Source organism: Pseudomonas sp. 22526 (assembly GCF_052044735.1).
GTDB lineage: Bacteria > Pseudomonadota > Gammaproteobacteria > Pseudomonadales > Pseudomonadaceae > Aquipseudomonas > Aquipseudomonas piscium.
The window spans coordinates 4,638-20,585 of record NZ_JBQENK010000002.1; the positions used below are offsets into that span (position 1 = coordinate 4,638).

The 15,948-nt window shown below is 61.0% G+C and carries 18 protein-coding genes; 9 read left to right on the forward strand and 9 right to left on the reverse strand.

The window, feature by feature from the left end:
* Positions 1-84 precede the first annotated feature (84 nt).
* Positions 85-1,926 (reverse strand): potassium transporter Kup, encoded by a 1,842-nt coding sequence (locus tag ACTJKT_RS02335; protein ID WP_440786339.1) that lies wholly within the window; start codon positions 1,924-1,926, stop codon positions 85-87.
* A 392-nt stretch (positions 1,927-2,318) separates the two neighbouring features.
* Here ACTJKT_RS02335 and rimO point away from each other — a divergent pair, with 392 nt between their 5' ends.
* The 6 genes from rimO (at position 2,319) to tsaA (ending at position 7,282) form a co-directional block, all read left to right on the forward strand.
* The gene (gene rimO, locus ACTJKT_RS02340; RefSeq protein ID WP_440786070.1) at positions 2,319-3,656 is read left to right on the forward strand and encodes a 30S ribosomal protein S12 methylthiotransferase RimO; all 1,338 of its coding nucleotides are present in this window, start codon (positions 2,319-2,321) and stop codon (positions 3,654-3,656) included.
* Positions 3,657-3,762: 106 nt separating this feature from the next.
* On the forward strand, positions 3,763-4,236 hold the full coding sequence (locus ACTJKT_RS02345) for a GNAT family N-acetyltransferase (protein ID WP_025806692.1): 474 nt from the start codon (positions 3,763-3,765) through the stop codon (positions 4,234-4,236).
* Positions 4,237-4,318: 82 nt separating this feature from the next.
* Positions 4,319-5,029, forward strand: coding sequence for an rRNA pseudouridine synthase (locus ACTJKT_RS02350; RefSeq protein ID WP_025806691.1), 711 nt, complete (start codon positions 4,319-4,321; stop codon positions 5,027-5,029).
* A 66-nt stretch (positions 5,030-5,095) separates the two neighbouring features.
* Positions 5,096-5,557: a DUF1456 family protein gene (locus ACTJKT_RS02355; RefSeq protein ID WP_097302161.1), complete on the forward strand. Its 462-nt coding sequence runs from the start codon at positions 5,096-5,098 to the stop codon at positions 5,555-5,557.
* A 133-nt stretch (positions 5,558-5,690) separates the two neighbouring features.
* Positions 5,691-6,461: an SDR family oxidoreductase gene (locus tag ACTJKT_RS02360; protein ID WP_440786071.1), complete on the forward strand. Its 771-nt coding sequence runs from the start codon at positions 5,691-5,693 to the stop codon at positions 6,459-6,461.
* A gap of 125 nt (positions 6,462-6,586) precedes the next feature.
* The gene (tsaA, locus tag ACTJKT_RS02365) at positions 6,587-7,282 is read left to right on the forward strand and encodes a tRNA (N6-threonylcarbamoyladenosine(37)-N6)-methyltransferase TrmO (protein ID WP_273864654.1); all 696 of its coding nucleotides are present in this window, start codon (positions 6,587-6,589) and stop codon (positions 7,280-7,282) included.
* A gap of 72 nt (positions 7,283-7,354) precedes the next feature.
* Here tsaA and fpr read toward each other — a convergent pair whose 3' ends face one another.
* Positions 7,355-8,134 carry a ferredoxin-NADP reductase gene (gene fpr, locus ACTJKT_RS02370; protein ID WP_007923929.1) on the reverse strand — a complete coding sequence of 260 codons (780 nt, stop codon included), beginning with the start codon at positions 8,132-8,134 and terminating at the stop codon, positions 7,355-7,357.
* A 135-nt stretch (positions 8,135-8,269) separates the two neighbouring features.
* Here fpr and ACTJKT_RS02375 point away from each other — a divergent pair, with 135 nt between their 5' ends.
* Complete coding sequence (locus ACTJKT_RS02375) at positions 8,270-9,196, forward strand: LysR family transcriptional regulator (protein ID WP_007923931.1); 927 nt, start codon at positions 8,270-8,272, stop codon at positions 9,194-9,196.
* On the opposite strand, the gene ACTJKT_RS02380 is transcribed toward ACTJKT_RS02375, so the two are convergent.
* The 3 genes from ACTJKT_RS02380 to ACTJKT_RS02390 all read right to left on the reverse strand — a co-directional run bounded on the left by ACTJKT_RS02380 (position 9,193) and on the right by ACTJKT_RS02390 (position 11,327).
* Positions 9,193-9,555 carry a diacylglycerol kinase gene (locus ACTJKT_RS02380; RefSeq protein WP_009047331.1) on the reverse strand — a complete coding sequence of 121 codons (363 nt, stop codon included), beginning with the start codon at positions 9,553-9,555 and terminating at the stop codon, positions 9,193-9,195. The genes ACTJKT_RS02375 and ACTJKT_RS02380 overlap by 4 nt on opposite strands.
* A gap of 76 nt (positions 9,556-9,631) precedes the next feature.
* Positions 9,632-10,282, reverse strand: a complete 651-nt coding sequence (gene erdR / locus ACTJKT_RS02385) for a response regulator transcription factor ErdR (protein WP_025806687.1) — start codon at positions 10,280-10,282, stop codon at positions 9,632-9,634.
* A gap of 334 nt (positions 10,283-10,616) precedes the next feature.
* Entirely contained in the window at positions 10,617-11,327 is a 711-nt protein-coding gene (locus ACTJKT_RS02390) for a tRNA-uridine aminocarboxypropyltransferase (RefSeq protein WP_440786072.1), read from the reverse strand.
* Between the two features lie 189 nt (positions 11,328-11,516).
* Between ACTJKT_RS02390 and ACTJKT_RS02395 the strand changes: the two genes are divergently transcribed.
* Positions 11,517-11,939: a PA3611 family quorum-sensing-regulated virulence factor gene (locus ACTJKT_RS02395; protein WP_009042441.1), complete on the forward strand. Its 423-nt coding sequence runs from the start codon at positions 11,517-11,519 to the stop codon at positions 11,937-11,939.
* A 1-nt stretch (position 11,940) separates the two neighbouring features.
* Here ACTJKT_RS02395 and ACTJKT_RS02400 read toward each other — a convergent pair whose 3' ends face one another.
* Positions 11,941-12,135: a hypothetical protein gene (locus ACTJKT_RS02400; RefSeq protein WP_063428685.1), complete on the reverse strand. Its 195-nt coding sequence runs from the start codon at positions 12,133-12,135 to the stop codon at positions 11,941-11,943.
* 483 nt (positions 12,136-12,618) lie between these two features.
* On the opposite strand from ACTJKT_RS02400, the gene ACTJKT_RS02405 reads away from it, so the two are divergent.
* On the forward strand, positions 12,619-13,734 hold the full coding sequence (locus ACTJKT_RS02405; protein WP_440786073.1) for a TIGR00730 family Rossman fold protein: 1,116 nt from the start codon (positions 12,619-12,621) through the stop codon (positions 13,732-13,734).
* Positions 13,735-13,779: 45 nt separating this feature from the next.
* On the opposite strand, the gene recX is transcribed toward ACTJKT_RS02405, so the two are convergent.
* From recX to ACTJKT_RS02420, 3 genes are all read right to left on the reverse strand, one after another.
* A complete protein-coding gene (gene recX / locus ACTJKT_RS02410; RefSeq protein WP_096373213.1) occupies positions 13,780-14,247 on the reverse strand; it encodes a recombination regulator RecX in 468 nt (155 codons plus the stop codon).
* A gap of 8 nt (positions 14,248-14,255) precedes the next feature.
* Complete coding sequence (recA, locus tag ACTJKT_RS02415) at positions 14,256-15,308, reverse strand: recombinase RecA (RefSeq protein WP_025806682.1); 1,053 nt, start codon at positions 15,306-15,308, stop codon at positions 14,256-14,258.
* 83 nt (positions 15,309-15,391) lie between these two features.
* Complete coding sequence (locus ACTJKT_RS02420; protein ID WP_226305181.1) at positions 15,392-15,892, reverse strand: CinA family protein; 501 nt, start codon at positions 15,890-15,892, stop codon at positions 15,392-15,394.
* Positions 15,893-15,948 lie beyond the last annotated feature (56 nt).

Below are 15,948 nucleotides of genomic sequence, written 5' to 3' on the forward strand. Positions count from 1 at the left end.
CGCTCCTACAGGGGTCATCGCGCCCTCCAATAAAAAAGCCCCCGTCACCACTGAGGTGACGGGGGCTTTTGCTATCGCGGCCGCTTACATCTCGATCTGCGTACCCAGTTCGATCACCCGGTTCACCGGCAGCTTGAAGAAGCGCAGGTTGCCGTTGGCGTTCTTGAGCATGAAGGCGAACAGCGTCTCGCGCCAACGCGCCATGCCGACGATCTTGGAGGTGATGACCGTCTCGCGGCTGAGGAAGTAGGTGGTGCGCATCGGGCTGAAGTCCAGCTCGTCCAGATGGCACAGCTTCAGCGCTTCAGGCACGTCCGGCTCGTCGGTGAAACCGAAGTGCAGGATCACCCGGAAGAAGCCTTCGCCATAGGAATCCACCTCGAAGCGCCGTTGTGTCGGCACCCGTGGGATATCTTCATAGACCACGGTCAGCAACACCACTTGCTCGTGCAACACCTGGTTATGCAGCAGGTTGTGCAACAGCGCATGGGGCACGGCGTCGGAACGCGCTGTGAGGAACACCGCGGTGCCCTGGACCCGATGCGGCGGCTGCACACGGATGCTGTTGATAAAGATCGGCAGCGGCAACGCGCCCTCGCCGAGGCGGTCCATCAACAGTTCCTTGCCGCGCTTCCAGGTGGTCATCAGGGCGAACAGCACAATCCCCGCCACGACCGGGAAAGCACCGCCCTGGAAGATTTTCGGCACGTTGGCGGCGAAGAACAACCCGTCCACCAACAGGAAGCCCACCAGGATAGGCACCGTCAGAATCGGCGACCACTTCCACAGCAGCAGCATCACCGCCGACACCAGGATGCTGGTGATCAGCATGGTCCCGGTCACCGCCACGCCGTAGGCCGAAGCCAGTGCGCCGGAAGACTCGAAGCCCAGCACCAGGAGGATCACACCGACCATCAGCGCCCAGTTCACCGCGCCAATGTAGATCTGCCCCTGCTCCGCGCTGGAGGTGTGCTGGATGTACATGCGCGGGATATAACCCAACTGGATCGCCTGGCGGGTCAGGGAGAACGCGCCGGAGATCACCGCCTGGGAGGCGATCACGGTGGCCAGGGTGGCCAGCACCACCAGCGGGATCAGGGCCCAGCTCGGCGCCAGCAGATAGAACGGGTTACGCGCCGCTTCCGGGTTCTCCAGGAGCAAGGCGCCCTGGCCGAAATAGTTGAGCACCAACGCTGGCAGCACCAGGGCGAACCAGGCGCGGGCGATCGGCTTGCGACCGAAGTGGCCCATGTCGGCGTACAGCGCTTCGGCACCGGTCAATGCCAGTACCACGGCGCCCAGGATGGCCACGCCCATGCCCGGATGCACGATGAAGAACCGCACGCCCCAGACCGGGTTCAGCGCCTGCAGCACTTCCGGATGCTGGGCGATGCCGTAGACCCCCAGCCCGCCCAGGGTCACGAACCACAGGACCATCACCGGCCCGAACAGCTTGCCGATGCGATCGGTACCGTGTTTCTGGATCAGAAACAGCGCCACCAGCACGATCAGCGCCATCGGCACGACCCAGTGCTCGAGCCCGTCGAAGGCGATCTCCAGCCCCTCTACCGCCGACAATACGGAAATCGCCGGGGTGATCATGCTGTCGCCATAGAACAGGGCCGCGCCGATCAGGCCGAGGATGACCAGGACCATCCGCAGTCTCGGATAGGGCGTCGACGCCCGCCGGGCCAGGGCGGTCAAGGCCATGATGCCGCCCTCGCCCTGGTTGTCGGCCCGCAGGATGAACAATACGTATTTGATCGAGACCACCCAGATCAGCGACCAGAAGATCAATGCAAGAATGCCGAATACACCGTCGTGGTTGACCGGAACCCCATAGTGCCCCGCAAATACCTCCTTCAAGGTATAAAGCGGGCTGGTCCCGATATCGCCATAAACCACACCGACCGCCGCGACCAACATCCCCAGGGGCCTGGCCCTGGAATGCTCGCTGCCCACCGCCTGACTACTTGCCTGACCCATCCACCACTCCTACTACCCAGACCGGGGCTTCTTATTAAAAGGCATGACATTCAAGACAAGGCTAAGCTTGCAAGACTCTCGTGAATGCCCATGCAGCATGCACCCTTTTACTTACAGTTACAGAGGTTCTGTTGACTGTAGGAATTCACCTGGGCGCAACGGCGCGAAGCATAGCGCAGCACTCGTCGTATTTCCCTGCATAAAGCTGGTCAAGTGCGCCGGCCATCGCTAGAATTGCGCACTTTTTGATCAGAGGCGCCCCTAGCGCCCGTTCGTCGCCAGCGGTTTTATCCAAATCGCCGAGCGACCCGACACCTATACCGAGGTTAGACATGTCCACCCCTACCGCGCCAGCCAACCCCAAGGTCGGCTTCGTTTCCCTGGGTTGCCCGAAAGCGCTGGTCGATTCCGAGCGCATCCTCACGCAACTGCGTATGGAAGGTTATGACGTGGTGTCCACCTACCAGGACGCCGACGTCGTGGTGGTCAACACCTGCGGTTTCATCGACTCGGCCAAGGCCGAATCCCTGGAAGTGATCGGTGAAGCCATCAAGGAAAACGGCAAGGTCATCGTCACCGGCTGCATGGGCGTGGAAGAAGGCAATATCCGCGACGTGCACCCGAGCGTGCTGGCCGTGACCGGTCCGCAGCAGTACGAGCAAGTGGTCAGCGCGGTGCACGAAGTGGTGCCGCCGAAACAGGACCACAACCCGCTGATCGACCTGGTACCGCCACAAGGCATCAAGCTGACCCCGCGCCACTACGCGTACCTGAAGATTTCCGAAGGCTGCAACCACAACTGCAGCTTCTGCATCATCCCGTCGATGCGCGGCAAGCTGGTCAGCCGCCCGGTGGGCGACGTGCTGGACGAGGCCCAGCGCCTGGTGAAGTCCGGGGTCAAGGAACTGCTGGTGATCTCCCAGGACACCAGCGCCTACGGCGTCGACGTCAAGTACCGCACCGGCTTCTGGAACGGCGCGCCGGTGAAAACCCGCATGACCGAGCTATGCGAAGCCCTCAGCACCCTGGGCGTCTGGGTCCGCCTGCACTACGTCTACCCGTACCCGCACGTCGACGAGCTGATCCCGCTGATGGCCGCCGGCAAGATCCTGCCGTACCTGGACATCCCGTTCCAGCACGCCAGCCCGAAAGTGCTCAAGGCCATGAAGCGCCCGGCCTTCGAAGACAAGACCCTGGCCCGGATCAAGAACTGGCGCCAGATCTGCCCCGAGCTGATCATCCGCTCGACCTTCATCGTCGGCTTCCCCGGCGAAACCGAAGAAGACTTCCAGTACCTGCTCGACTGGCTGACCGAAGCCCAGCTCGACCGCGTCGGCTGCTTCCAGTACTCGCCGGTGGAAGGTGCGCCGGCCAACGACCTAGACCTGGAAGTGGTCCCGGACGAGGTCAAGCAGGACCGTTGGGAGCGCTTCATGGCGCACCAGCAGGAAATCAGCTCCGCACGCCTGCAACAGCGCATCGGCAAGGAAATCGAAGTGCTGATCGATGAAGTCGACGAACAGGGCGCCGTGGGTCGCTGCTTCTTCGACGCCCCGGAAATCGACGGCAACGTGTTCATCGACGGTGCCGGCGACCTCAAACCAGGCGACAAGGTCTGGTGCCGGGTGACCGACGCCGACGAATACGACCTGTGGGCCGAAGTCCTGTAAGGCGTAAAAAACCGCAAAGCCCCGCTCTCTTCGCGAGATGCGGGGCTTTTTTACGTCTATCGTTTGCTCAGGACCACGGATGCGTCACCACACAGGAGCAGGCGGCATGCGCCATCATTCGGTCATCCATACCCCGAAACACAGCGACTACCCGGAACTGACCCGGGTCTGGGAGGCCTCGGTGCGCGCCACCCACGACTTCCTGCCGGACAGCTACATCGAACTGCTGAGAAACTTGGTGCTGAACCGCTATCTGGATGCGGTGATGCTGATCTGCACCCGGGATCAGCGCCAGCACATCACCGGCTTCGCCGGGGTCGCCGCCGGCAAGATCGAAATGCTCTTCATCGACCCCGACCATCGCGGCCAGGGCCTGGGCAAGCAATTGCTCAGGTACGCCATCGAACACCTGAACGCCGACGAGCTGGACGTCAACGAGCAGAACCCGCAAGCCCTGGGCTTCTACTTCAAGCAGGGCTTCGAGATCATCGGCCGCTCCGAGCACGACGGCATGGGCCAGCCCTACCCGCTGCTGCACATGCGTTTGAAACAGCCCCAGCAGCAGGCAGTGCGCGGCTAAAAGCCACAGCGGGCAAATGGACCCGCGATTAACCGGCGCCGGGCAGGTACAATGCCTGCCCCCTTTTGTTACGGCCCCTGTCATGACTGACCCGATTCGTCTCTCCAAACGCCTCATCGAACTCGTCGGCTGCTCCCGCCGGGAGGCTGAGCTGTTCATCGAGGGCGGCTGGGTCACCGTGGATGGCGAGGTCATCGACGAGCCGCAGTTCAAGGTCGACACCCAGAAAGTCGAACTCGACCCGCAGGCCAAGGCCACCGCGCCGGAGCCAGTGACCCTGCTGCTGAACGTGCCGGCCGGCCAGGACGTCGACAGCGCCATGCAGTCGCTGAGCGCCGCCAGCCTGTCCGAGGAACACCGCTTCGGCAAACGGCCGCTCAAGGGCCACTTCCTGCGCCTGACCGCCAGTGCCGACCTGCAAGCCAACGCCAGCGGCCTGCTGGTGTTCACCCAGGACTGGAAGATCCTGCGCAAGCTGACCGCCGATGCGGCCAAGATCGAGCAGGAATACGTAGTCGAGGTGGAAGGCGAGATGGTCGCCCACGGCCTCAACCGCCTGAACCACGGCCTGACTTACAAGGGACGGGAACTGCCGCCGGTCAAGGCCAGCTGGCAGAACGAAAACCGCCTGCGCTTCGCCATGAAGAACCCGCAACCGGGCGTGATCGCCCAGCTCTGCGAAGCGGTAGGCCTGAAGGTCGTCGCCATTCGCCGCATCCGTATCGGTGGGGTTTCCATCGGCAAGGTGCCGGTCGGGCAATGGCGCTACCTGTCCGCCAAAGAGAAATTCTAGGCCGACACCCATTCAGACGCCGCGCTTGCCTGCGGCGCTCAACGTGAACAGACCAGGACTGTAGACATGATTCATAACGATGTACTGCGCAGCGTGCGCTACATGCTCGACATCAGCGACAAGAAGGTCGTCGAGATCATCAAGCTCACCGGTTTTGAAGTGAGCCTGAACGACATCGTCGGCTACCTGAAAAAGGACGAGGAAGAAGGTTTCGTGCATTGCCCGGACGAGGTCATGGCGCACTTCCTCGACGGCCTGGTGATCTTCAAGCGCGGCAAGGACGAAAGCCGTCCGCCGCTGCCGATCGAACTGCCGGTGACCAACAACATCATCCTGAAGAAGCTGCGGGTCGCCTTCGAGCTGAAGGAAGACGACATGCACGCGATCCTCAAGGCCGCCGACTTCCCGGTGTCCAAGCCCGAGCTGAGCGCGCTGTTCCGCAAGTTCGGCCACACCAACTACCGCCCCTGCGGCGACCAGTTGCTGCGCAATTTCCTCAAGGGCCTGACCCTGCGCATTCGCAGCTGATTCCTCCTCGATCCGCGGTGGCCACCCTCGGCCACCGCCCTGCATGACCCTTCATTCCCCCGCACAATAATGGCTCCGCTCATCGCGACTGACGACTAGGGTATGCACTGACCCTCAGCCCTCAGGATTCGCCATGCATCCCTACTTTTCCCTGCAAGGCCGTACCGCCCTGGTGACCGGCGGCACCCGCGGCATCGGCAAGATGATCGCCAAGGCCTTTGTCGAGGCCGGCGCCACTGTCTATGTCTGCTCCCGCGATGCCGAAGCCTGCCAGCAGACCGCGACGGAACTCGGGGCCCTGGGCAGCTGCCACGCCCTGTCCGCCAACCTGGCGAACGAAGAAGGCATACAACAACTCGTCTCCCGCCTCGAAGCCCAGGTCGATCGACTGGATATCCTGGTGAACAACGCCGGCACCACCTGGGGCGCGCCGTTGGAAAGCTACCCGGTCAAGGGCTGGGAAAAGGTCATGCAATTGAACGTGACCTCGGTGTTCAGCTGCATCCAGCAATTCCTGCCGCTGCTGCGCAAGGCAGGCTCCGCGGCCAACCCGGCGCGCATCATCAATATCGGCTCGGTAGCCGGGATCTCGTCCTTTGGCGAGCAGGCTTACGCTTATGGCCCGAGCAAGGCCGCGCTGCACCAGTTGTCGCGGATCCTCGCCCGCGAACTGGTCAGCCAGCACATCAACGTCAACGTGATCGCCCCCGGGCGCTTTCCGAGCAAGATGACCCAGCATATCGGCAACGACCAGCAGGCCCTGGCCGAGGATACGGCGCTGATCCCGATGAAACGCTGGGGACGCGAGGAGGAGATGGCCGCCCTGGCCATCAGCCTGGCGAGCACCGCCGGGGCCTATATGACCGGGAATATCATTCCGCTGGATGGTGGGTTCAGTCTGTAAGGACCTATCGCGAGCAAGCTCGCTCCTACAGGGCCTGCGCGGTCTGTAAGAGCGAGCTTGCTCACACGGCTCCGACAGCGCTCTCGGGTTATCATGGCGTCCTTTCCCTGTCTCGATTCCAGACCATGACCTACAGCGTTTCCCCCATCGGCTTCGTGCGCTCCTGCTTCAAGGAAAAATTCGCCATCCCGCGCCAGCCGCAACTGGCCCCGGCGGCCCGTGGCGTGCTGGAGCTGGTGGCGCCCTTCGATCAGGGCGACGCGGTGCAGGGCCTGGAACAGGTCAGCCACGTCTGGCTGTTGTTCCTGTTTCACCAGGCGCTGGAAGACAAACCGCGGCTCAAGGTCCGCCCGCCGCGCCTGGGCGGCAACAAGTCCATGGGCGTATTCGCTACCCGCGCCACCCACCGCCCCAACGGCATCGGCCAGTCGGTGGTCAAGCTGGACAAGGTCGAAGCCAATCGCCTATGGATTTCCGGCATCGACCTGCTGGACGGCACGCCGATTCTCGATATCAAGCCCTACGTGCCCTATGCCGACATCATCGACAGCGCGAGCAACAGCATCGCCAGCGCGGCGCCGGAGCTGATCCCGGTGCAGTGGAGCGACAACGCCCTGCAACAGGCCCATACGCACGCTCAACGCCTGCAGGAACCACTGGTGGAGCTGATCGAACAGTGCCTGGCCCAGGACCCGCGCCCGGCTTACCAGACGCCCACTCCGGAGCGTGAATACGGCGCGCAATTCTGGGACCTCGACGTGCGCTGGCACTACCCGCAGCCGGGCCTGATCCAGGTCCTGGAAGTGGTTCCCGCGCGCTGACCGGCAGCCGGAAACGAAAAAGCCCGCGCTGCCTTCTCAGGCAACGCGGGCTTTTTCTGTGCTGCGAGTCGCTTACTTCTCGACGAAGGCGCGCTCGATCAGGTAGTCGCCCGGCTCGCGCATGCGTGGCGAAACGGTCAGGCCGAAGCTGTTGAGCACTTCGCTGGTCTCGTCGAGCATGCTCGGGCTGCCGCACAGCATGGCGCGATCGTCCTGCGGGTTGATCGGCGGCAGGCCGATATCGCTGAACAGCTTGCCGCTGCGCATCAGGTCGGTCAGACGGCCTTCGTTCTCGAACGGCTCGCGGGTCACGGTCGGGTAGTAGATCAGTTTTTCACGCAGCGCTTCGCCGAAGAACTCGTTCTGTGGCAGGTGCTCGGTGATGAACTCGCGGTAGGCGACTTCGTTGACGTAACGCACGCCGTGGCACAGGATCACTTTTTCGAAACGCTCGTAGGTTTCCGGATCCTGGATGACGCTCATGAAGGGCGCCAGGCCAGTGCCGGTGCTGAGCAGGTACAGGTGTTTGCCAGGCTTCAAGTCATCCAGTACCAGGGTACCGGTAGGCTTTTTGCTGATGATGATCTCGTCGCCTTCCTTCAAATGCTGCAGCTGGGAAGTCAGCGGACCATCGGGAACCTTGATGCTGAAGAACTCGAGATGCTCTTCCCAGTTCGGGCTGGCGATCGAGTAAGCGCGCATAAGCGGGCGGCCGTTGGGCTGTTGCAGGCCGATCATCACGAACTGACCGTTCTCGAAGCGCAGGCCCGGATCGCGGGTGCACTTGAAGCTGAACAGAGTGTCGTTCCAGTGGTGAACACTGAGGACACGCTCGTGGTTCATGTTGCTCATGTACGGGGGACTCCTGGAAAGTTGTCGGCGCCTGCTCTGCGACAGGCGAGCCGAGCGCAATTGCACAGCATTCTAAAGGCGGCGACAATATCTGTTAACTGGATTATTAAGATAAGGGTTATCGGTTATATCGATATGCGATTTACTCTCCGTCAACTGCAAGTATTCGTCGCCGTCGCCCAGCAAGAGAGCGTTTCTCGTGCTGCCGGCCTGCTGGCCCTGTCCCAATCGGCGGCGAGCACTTCGATCACCGAGCTCGAACGGCAATCCAGTTGCCAGCTGTTCGATCGCGCCGGCAAACGCCTGAGCCTCAACGCCCTGGGCAAGCAGCTGCTGCCCCAGGCGGTGGCGTTGCTGGACCAGGCCAAGGAAATCGAAGACCTGCTCAACGGCAAGTCCGGTTTCGGCTCATTGTCGGTGGGCGCGACCCTGACCATCGGCAACTACCTGGCGACCCTGTTGATCGGCAGCTTCATGCAGGTCCACCCGGAGAGCCAGGTCAAACTCCATGTGCAGAACACTGCGCATATCGTGCAACAGGTCGCCCACTACGAAATTGACCTGGGTCTAATCGAAGGCGACTGCAGCCACCCGGACATCGAAGTGCAAACCTGGGTCGAGGATGAGCTGGTGGTGTTCTGCGCCCCGCAGCACCCCTTGGCTAAACGCGGCCATGCGAGCATGGAAGAGCTGACCCACGAGGCCTGGATTCTGCGGGAACAGGGCTCGGGCACACGCCTGACCTTCGACCAGGCCATGCGTCATCACCGCAGCGCGCTGAATATCCGGCTCGAGCTGGAACACACCGAAGCGATCAAGCGCGCGGTGGAGTCGGGGTTGGGGATTGGCTGCATTTCCAGACTGGCGCTGCGCGACGCCTTCCGCCGCGGCAGCCTGGTGCCGGTCGAGACGCCGGACCTGGACCTGGCCCGGCAGTTCTACTTCATCTGGCACAAACAGAAGTACCAGACCTCGGCGATGCGCGAGTTCCTCGAGCTCTGCCGCGCCTTTACCGCCGGGGTGCAGCGCAGCGACGAGATCGTGCTGCCGAGCATTCCCTAGATCAGGATCACGGCCCAGACCACGGTGATCATGCTCAAAGCCACGAGTTGCGCGGCGCTGCCCATGTCCTTGGCATTTTTCGACAGCGGATGGCGATCCAGGGAGATACGGTCGATCGCCGCCTCGACCGCCGAATTGAGCAATTCGACAATCAACGCCAGCAGGCAGACCGCGATCAGCAACGCCCGCTCGACCCGGCTGACATTCAGCAGGAAAGACACGGGGATCAGAATCGCGTTGAGCAGCACCAGCTGACGGAACGCTGCTTCGCCGGTGAAGGCGGCCCGCAGGCCATCGAGGGAATACCCCGAGGCATTGAGGATGCGTTTAAGACCGGTTTGACCTTTGAAAGGCGACATAAGTTAGGCAACTAGAACAATAAGGAATAGGAAAGCTAGTTCAACCAAAGTCAAAAAAGCGTGAAGAAAGAGCCGGTTACTGGCTGGAAATTGACTCAAGTTGTTGCAGGAGCAACGCCGCCTGAGTGCGGGTACGCACCCCCAGTTTACGGAAGATCGCCGTCACGTGGGCCTTGATGGTCGCTTCCGAAACGCTCAGTTCATAAGCGATCTGCTTGTTCAGCAAGCCTTCGCAGACCATGGTCAGCACGCGGAACTGTTGTGGCGTCAGGCTCGCCAGGCCTTCGCTGGCCGCCTTGGCCTCGGCGGAGACGCTGACCTGTTCGAAGGCCTGCGGCGGCCACCAGACGTCGCCGTCGAGCACGCTGCGCACGGCCTGTTGAATGACTTCGAGAGAACTGGACTTGGGAATAAAACCGCTGGCGCCAAATTCACGTGAACGCACCATCACGGATGCTTCTTCCTGGGCCGACACCATCACCACCGGAATCTGCGGGTACTGCCCGCGCAACAGCACCAGGCCGGAAAAACCGTAGGCGCCAGGCATGTTCAGGTCCAGCAGCACCAGGTCCCAATCGGCCTTTTCGGTCAGGCGGGTTTCCAGTTCGGCAATGCTCGCCACTTCCACCAGACGGACATCCGGGCCGAGGCCCAGGGTCACCGCTTGATGCAGTGCGCTACGAAAGAGGGGGTGGTCATCGGCAATCAGGATTTCGTATGTGGCCATTTTTCAAATGATCCTGTTTTTTATGGGAGAACCGATGCATTCGGTCCTCGCCAAGGCAACACAGGTGTCAGCCAGAATGCTGCACCCAAAGAGCACGATCAACGCCAAGAGCCCGTAAATACGGCGTTTCAAGGATAGGTCGCGCCCTAATCGGCGCCAAGCATGCCCAGCGAAGCCGGGGTGGTCAAGCTTCGGGCTGTGCGCCATCTTAGCTTGCTAACTAACAAGGGTGCCATCACGTAAAGCCACGCCCTGCGCGGCTGTGCCTCGATGCTGAGGGGGATACTGGTGGCACAACTCTGGCCGAAAAAACTCCAGCCCCTTGCCTCAGGCCTTACAGAAAAGGCTTGAGGCATGTGTGCGTCTCATCATCAGGGTCGATCTCAAGCTGGAACTTGGCCGACAGATAATGGGTGCTGAACACATCCAGATAGGCATCCAGTACTTCACTGGCCTGCCGGTCCGCGGCCAGCTCCAGGCACAGCGCCGCAACCTCCGCGGTGCAGAAATGGTCATCGCGCTTGGAACGCCGCAGCTTGTAGCGCGACAACTGCTCGGGCTCCAGGCTCAAGACCGGCAGGTGTTCAAGATAAGGGCTTTTGCGAAACATCTTGCGCGCTTCGCTCCAGGTCGCATCCAGCAGGATAAACAGCGGGCGCTTGCCCTCCTCCAGGCGGACTTCGCTCACCACCCGCTGTGGCGCGACGAACTCTCCGGGGAATACCACATAAGGCTGCCACTGGGGATCGGCCAGCAAGGCCAGCAATTGTGGGTCGACTTCTGTTCGCGACCAGGGGAACGCCAGGGTGTCCTCTATGACATCGGCGATCAGCCAGCCGGTATTGCTCGGCTTCATGGGTTCGACGTCATGCATGATCAGGCACATCGCCGATTGCGCGGAAACCTTGGGGCGCCAGGCACACATGCAGTGGCTGGGAATCACCCGACAACCCGCACAGCGTTCCGCCCGGGAACCCCGTGCGGTAAAAGGTCTGACAGCACGCGCGAGACGTTGGGCACGCAGGCGGGAAACGGCGTGACTCATTAGAAGCCGCCCTGGCAGAAAGAAGGAATCGACACGAAAGGAACTCGGAAAGCTGAAAAGTCGCACAAGTTTATCAGAGCTGTCTGCTCAAACCTGTACCGCCTACCCTCGCTCCCCTATAATTCGCCGCCACTGAACGCACAGTCGCGTGACTGGTCGAAGCATCAGTCACTGAACCAGGAGAGTTTCATGTTGCGCTTTATCGTTCCCACCGCCGCCCTTCTGCTGGCCTTGCCGTTCAGTGCTCAGGCTGCATCGCTGCAAGACTTCGAACTGAACAAGACCCTGCAGAAAACCGCCGAGGAAAGTAACGTCGGCACGCCTCGGGAAGTCAACGAGAACATCCTCGACCAGGGTTATACCGTAGAAGGCAAGGAGCTGATCAACCACCTCAGCGTCCAGGCCGAACACGCTGAAAAAATGCGCGCCAACCCCAAAGCGGTGTACCTGCAACTGGGTGCCAGCGTTTGTCGTGACCCGAACTACCGCAAGCTGATGGCCAAGGGCGCAATCATGCGCTACGAATTCACCGAGAACCGGACCAACCGCCCGGTCGCTTCGGCGCGTTTCCAGGAGTCGGACTGCCCGGCCCCGACCAAGAAGAAAAAGTGATTCAATTCCCTGCTGCGTGCCGCTGTTGATCATCGGCCCGCAGCTCCGCCAACAGGGCCTGCAAATAGCTCGAACGGCGCTCCCCACCTTCAAGCCGGCGTCGGCATTCCTCTTCAAGAGTCAGATGATTGGCGTCTGCCGCTGACTTCAGCAGTTGATACAGCTGCGCATCTATATCCAGCACGACTTTGTGCATGACCAGCCTCCGTGCCCCCACTCGCCATTACCTGCGCGACAACCCCGACCTGTGCATCCTGCCCTTTGACGCCAAGCTGTCTTGCTGGCGCTGTAACCTAGTAAATCAGAGCCTCCAGCGGTCGGTATGCGTTCAGACAGGCGGTGAAAACACTGCATGCCACTGTCAATAAGTGATTGCCAGCCTCGACTTTCAAGGGCCATGATCAAGTCAGCGCGAATCATCATGAAGGTCTAGATTTCAAAGTGTTCATGCTGATTTTTCCTGGGTGGATCCGGAGGCCGCCCAAGCGCGTCTTGCAGTGCAGATGCTTTCTAAATCAAGGAATAGCAGAACCTGTATGGATGGCCTGCTGGCCACGGCAGGGTTTTCCCACCCTGGCGAATCAGCCGCCGATGTCGGGTTGACAGCGACACATGCAGTGTCGTGACACCAACGAATGCTTCGTTCGTGTCAAAGGTTCTGTGCAGAAGGAGAAGTTGAATGCCTTACGAACCGAATGACCTCCTCAGTCGTCATTTTCAGAGCAACGGTATCGACCTCAGCAAGGTCGAAGAACAACTCAACCTGATCGCCCCCAATAGCCCTAACATCCCTCTTTATCGCGACATGATTCTCACCGTCCTGCGCATGGCCCAGGACGACCTCAACCGCTGGAACGCAAAAATCACCCTGCAGGCCCTGCGCGAACTGGAACATGCTTTCCGCGTACTGGAACAGTTCAAGGGGCGACGCAAGGTGACGGTATTCGGCTCCGCGCGCACGCCGATCGAACACCCGCTGTATGCCCTGGCACGAGAACTCGGCGCGGCCCTGGCCCGCTCCGACCTGATGGTGATCACGGGTGCCGGTGGCGGCATCATGGCCGCGGCCCACGAAGGTGCCGGTCGCGATCACAGCCTGGGGTTCAATATCACCCTGCCCTTCGAGCAGCATGCGAACCCGACGGTGGACGGCACAGAGAACCTGCTGTCCTTCCACTTCTTCTTTACCCGCAAGCTGTTTTTCGTCAAGGAAGCCGATGCCCTGGTGTTATGCCCGGGTGGCTTTGGCACGCTCGATGAGGCGCTGGAAGTATTGACCCTGATCCAGACCGGCAAGAGCCCGCTGGTACCGGTAGTGCTGCTGGATGTCCCGGGAGGGACCTTCTGGCAAGGGGCGCTGGACTTTATCCACAACCAGCTCGAGAACAACCGCTACATCCTGCCAACCGACATGAAGCTGATGCGCCTGGCGCACAACACCGAGGAGGCGGTGGAGGAAATCAACCAGTTCTACAGCAACTTCCACTCCAGTCGCTGGCTGAAACATCAGTTTGTCATTCGCATGAATCACAAGCTCAGCGAACCGGCGCTCGAGCAGATGCAGACGGCTTTCGCCGACCTGTGCCTGAGCGATCGCTTCCATCAACATGCTTACAATGTCGAGGAACACAACGAACCGGAGTTCAGCCATCTGGCACGCCTGTCATTCACCTTCAACGCCCGCGACAATGGTCGCCTGCGCGAACTGATCGACTTCATCAACCTGCCGGAAAACTGGGCAGTGAATCAGGCCAGGACGCCACAACGCAGCAGAGAACCGATCAAGGTCACTTGAGCGGAGAAGCAGCGGCCCGCGCATTCGACTCGCGGGCCCTACAGGTCAGTCGTCCACCCTTCGGCCGCTCAACAAGCGGCCGATCATGTCCATCGAATATCCCCGATAGCCCAGAAAGCGGCCTTGTTTGGCCCGCTCCTTGGCATCTATGGGGAAATGCCCGGCGAATTTGCGCTGCCAGACCTCTTCCAGCTGCGCTTGCCAATCGATGCCGCTCTCACGCAAGGCGAGTTCGATATCGGCACGCTGCAAACCGCGCTGGCTGAGTTCTTCGCGAATACGCATGGGGCCGTAGCCGGAACGGGCACGATAGGAAACGAAACTTTCGAGGTAGCGGGATTCGGATAACAGTCCCTCTTCCGTCAAACGGTCAAGGGCTGTTTCGATCATCTCGGGAGGGGCGCCGCGCTGACGCAGTTTACGCGTCAGCTCGACTCGACCGTGCTCGCGTCGCGCGAGCAGGTCCATTGCGGTTCGCCGCACCGCGACGAGGGTATCGAGTACGGCGGTCATCGGATCGATCAGATATCCGCGTCGGCCATGTCATCGATGGTCTCGTTGACGGGCAGAGCCTTGGCATCCCCGTTCGGAGCCAGCAGCTTGTCGCGAATCTGCTTCTCGAGGGCATTGCCGATTTCCGGATTGTCCTGCAGGAACTTGGCCGAGTTGGCCTTGCCCTGACCGATCTTGTTGCCCTGGTAGCTGTACCAGGCACCGGACTTCTCGAGGAAACCGTGCAGCACGCCCAGATCGATGATCTCGCCGTTCAGGTAGATACCCTTGCCGTACAGGATCTGGAATTCAGCCTGACGGAAGGGTGGAGCCACCTTGTTCTTGACGATCTTGACCCGGGTTTCGCTACCTACGACTTCGTCACCTTCCTTCACCGCGCCAGTACGACGGATATCCAGACGAACCGAAGCGTAGAACTTCAGGGCGTTACCACCGGTGGTGGTTTCCGGGCTGCCGAACATCACGCCGATTTTCATACGGATCTGGTTGATGAAGATCACCAGGCAGTTGGCGTTCTTGATGTTACCGGTGATCTTGCGCAGCGCCTGGGACATCAGGCGAGCCTGCAGGCCCACGTGCATGTCGCCCATTTCGCCTTCGATCTCGGCCTTGGGTACCAGCGCCGCCACGGAGTCGATCACGATCACGTCGATGGCATTGGAGCGCACCAGCATGTCGGTGATTTCCAGCGCCTGTTCGCCGGTGTCCGGCTGGGAAACCAGCAGGTCGTCAACGTTGACCCCCAGTTTGCCGGCGTATTCCGGGTCCAGTGCGTGCTCGGCGTCAACGAAGGCGCAGGTAGCGCCCATCTTCTGTGCCTGGGCAATCACCGACAGGGTCAGGGTGGTTTTACCGGACGATTCCGGACCGTAGATTTCAACAATACGGCCTTTTGGCAGACCGCCGATGCCGAGTGCGATGTCCAGACCCAGAGAGCCAGTGGAAATGGCCGGGATCGCCTGGCGATCGTGATCGCCCATACGCATTACGGCACCCTTGCCGAATTGACGTTCGATCTGACCCAGGGCCGCAGCCAAGGCTTTCTTCTTGTTGTCGTCCATTAAAGTCCTCACGTAATCAATAAGGCCTGACGGCCAACACCTGTATAAGTAGCCAGTATTATTCCACAGCGTTCGTGGATCGCCTACCCCTGTTTTGAGATTTCTGCCGCGGCATGTTGCAGCAAGCCCTCTAGCGCGGCCTTCACCGTTTGTCGGCGGACTTCGTCCCGATTCCCGGCGAAGTGTCGGCACTCGGCCGTTACCGCCTCTCCGACGCCCCAGGCCAGCCATACGGTGCCCACCGGCTTCTGCGGCGAGCCGCCATCCGGGCCGGCCACACCGCTGACCGCCACGGCATAACGCGCCCTGCTTTTGCCCTGCGCGCCCCGCACCATCGCCTCGACCACTTCGCGGCTGACCGCGCCGACGGAAGCGAACAACACTTCCGGCACCCCCAGCTGCTGGGTCTTCTGCCGATTGGAGTAGGTCACATAACCCGCCTCGAACCAGGCCGAACTCCCGGGAATGCGGGTGATGGCCTCGGCAATCCCGCCACCGGTGCAGGACTCGGCGGTGGTGACGTGGGTATTCAGAACCTGCAAGCGTCTGCCAAGTTCAGCGGCAAGCTGGGTGATTTCGTTCACGGTCCTCTCCTGATCGGGTTGGCGGAGGTCTTACCGTACACGAGCGATAGGCGCTT

What these genes read in the sequence shown, in the direction of transcription:
- recX (WP_096373213.1), bottom strand. Translation starts at nt 14,247, where the DNA reads ATGACCGCCGTACTCGATACCCTCGTCGCGGTGCGGCGAACCGCAATG.
- ACTJKT_RS02375 (WP_007923931.1), top strand. Translation starts at nt 8,270, where the DNA reads ATGCGATTTACTCTCCGTCAACTGCAAGTATTCGTCGCCGTCGCCCAG.
- ACTJKT_RS02405 (WP_440786073.1), top strand. Translation starts at nt 12,619, where the DNA reads ATGCCTTACGAACCGAATGACCTCCTCAGTCGTCATTTTCAGAGCAAC.
- ACTJKT_RS02395 (WP_009042441.1), top strand. Translation starts at nt 11,517, where the DNA reads ATGTTGCGCTTTATCGTTCCCACCGCCGCCCTTCTGCTGGCCTTGCCG.
- rimO (WP_440786070.1), top strand. Translation starts at nt 2,319, where the DNA reads ATGTCCACCCCTACCGCGCCAGCCAACCCCAAGGTCGGCTTCGTTTCC.
- fpr (WP_007923929.1), bottom strand. Translation starts at nt 8,134, where the DNA reads ATGAGCAACATGAACCACGAGCGTGTCCTCAGTGTTCACCACTGGAAC.
- ACTJKT_RS02350 (WP_025806691.1), top strand. Translation starts at nt 4,319, where the DNA reads ATGACTGACCCGATTCGTCTCTCCAAACGCCTCATCGAACTCGTCGGC.
- ACTJKT_RS02355 (WP_097302161.1), top strand. Translation starts at nt 5,096, where the DNA reads ATGATTCATAACGATGTACTGCGCAGCGTGCGCTACATGCTCGACATC.
- ACTJKT_RS02335 (WP_440786339.1), bottom strand. Translation starts at nt 1,926, where the DNA reads ATGTTGGTCGCGGCGGTCGGTGTGGTTTATGGCGATATCGGGACCAGC.
- tsaA (WP_273864654.1), top strand. Translation starts at nt 6,587, where the DNA reads ATGACCTACAGCGTTTCCCCCATCGGCTTCGTGCGCTCCTGCTTCAAG.
- ACTJKT_RS02360 (WP_440786071.1), top strand. Translation starts at nt 5,691, where the DNA reads ATGCATCCCTACTTTTCCCTGCAAGGCCGTACCGCCCTGGTGACCGGC.
- ACTJKT_RS02345 (WP_025806692.1), top strand. Translation starts at nt 3,763, where the DNA reads ATGCGCCATCATTCGGTCATCCATACCCCGAAACACAGCGACTACCCG.
- ACTJKT_RS02390 (WP_440786072.1), bottom strand. Translation starts at nt 11,327, where the DNA reads ATGAGTCACGCCGTTTCCCGCCTGCGTGCCCAACGTCTCGCGCGTGCT.
- recA (WP_025806682.1), bottom strand. Translation starts at nt 15,308, where the DNA reads ATGGACGACAACAAGAAGAAAGCCTTGGCTGCGGCCCTGGGTCAGATC.
- ACTJKT_RS02380 (WP_009047331.1), bottom strand. Translation starts at nt 9,555, where the DNA reads ATGTCGCCTTTCAAAGGTCAAACCGGTCTTAAACGCATCCTCAATGCC.
- erdR (WP_025806687.1), bottom strand. Translation starts at nt 10,282, where the DNA reads ATGGCCACATACGAAATCCTGATTGCCGATGACCACCCCCTCTTTCGT.
- ACTJKT_RS02400 (WP_063428685.1), bottom strand. Translation starts at nt 12,135, where the DNA reads ATGCACAAAGTCGTGCTGGATATAGATGCGCAGCTGTATCAACTGCTG.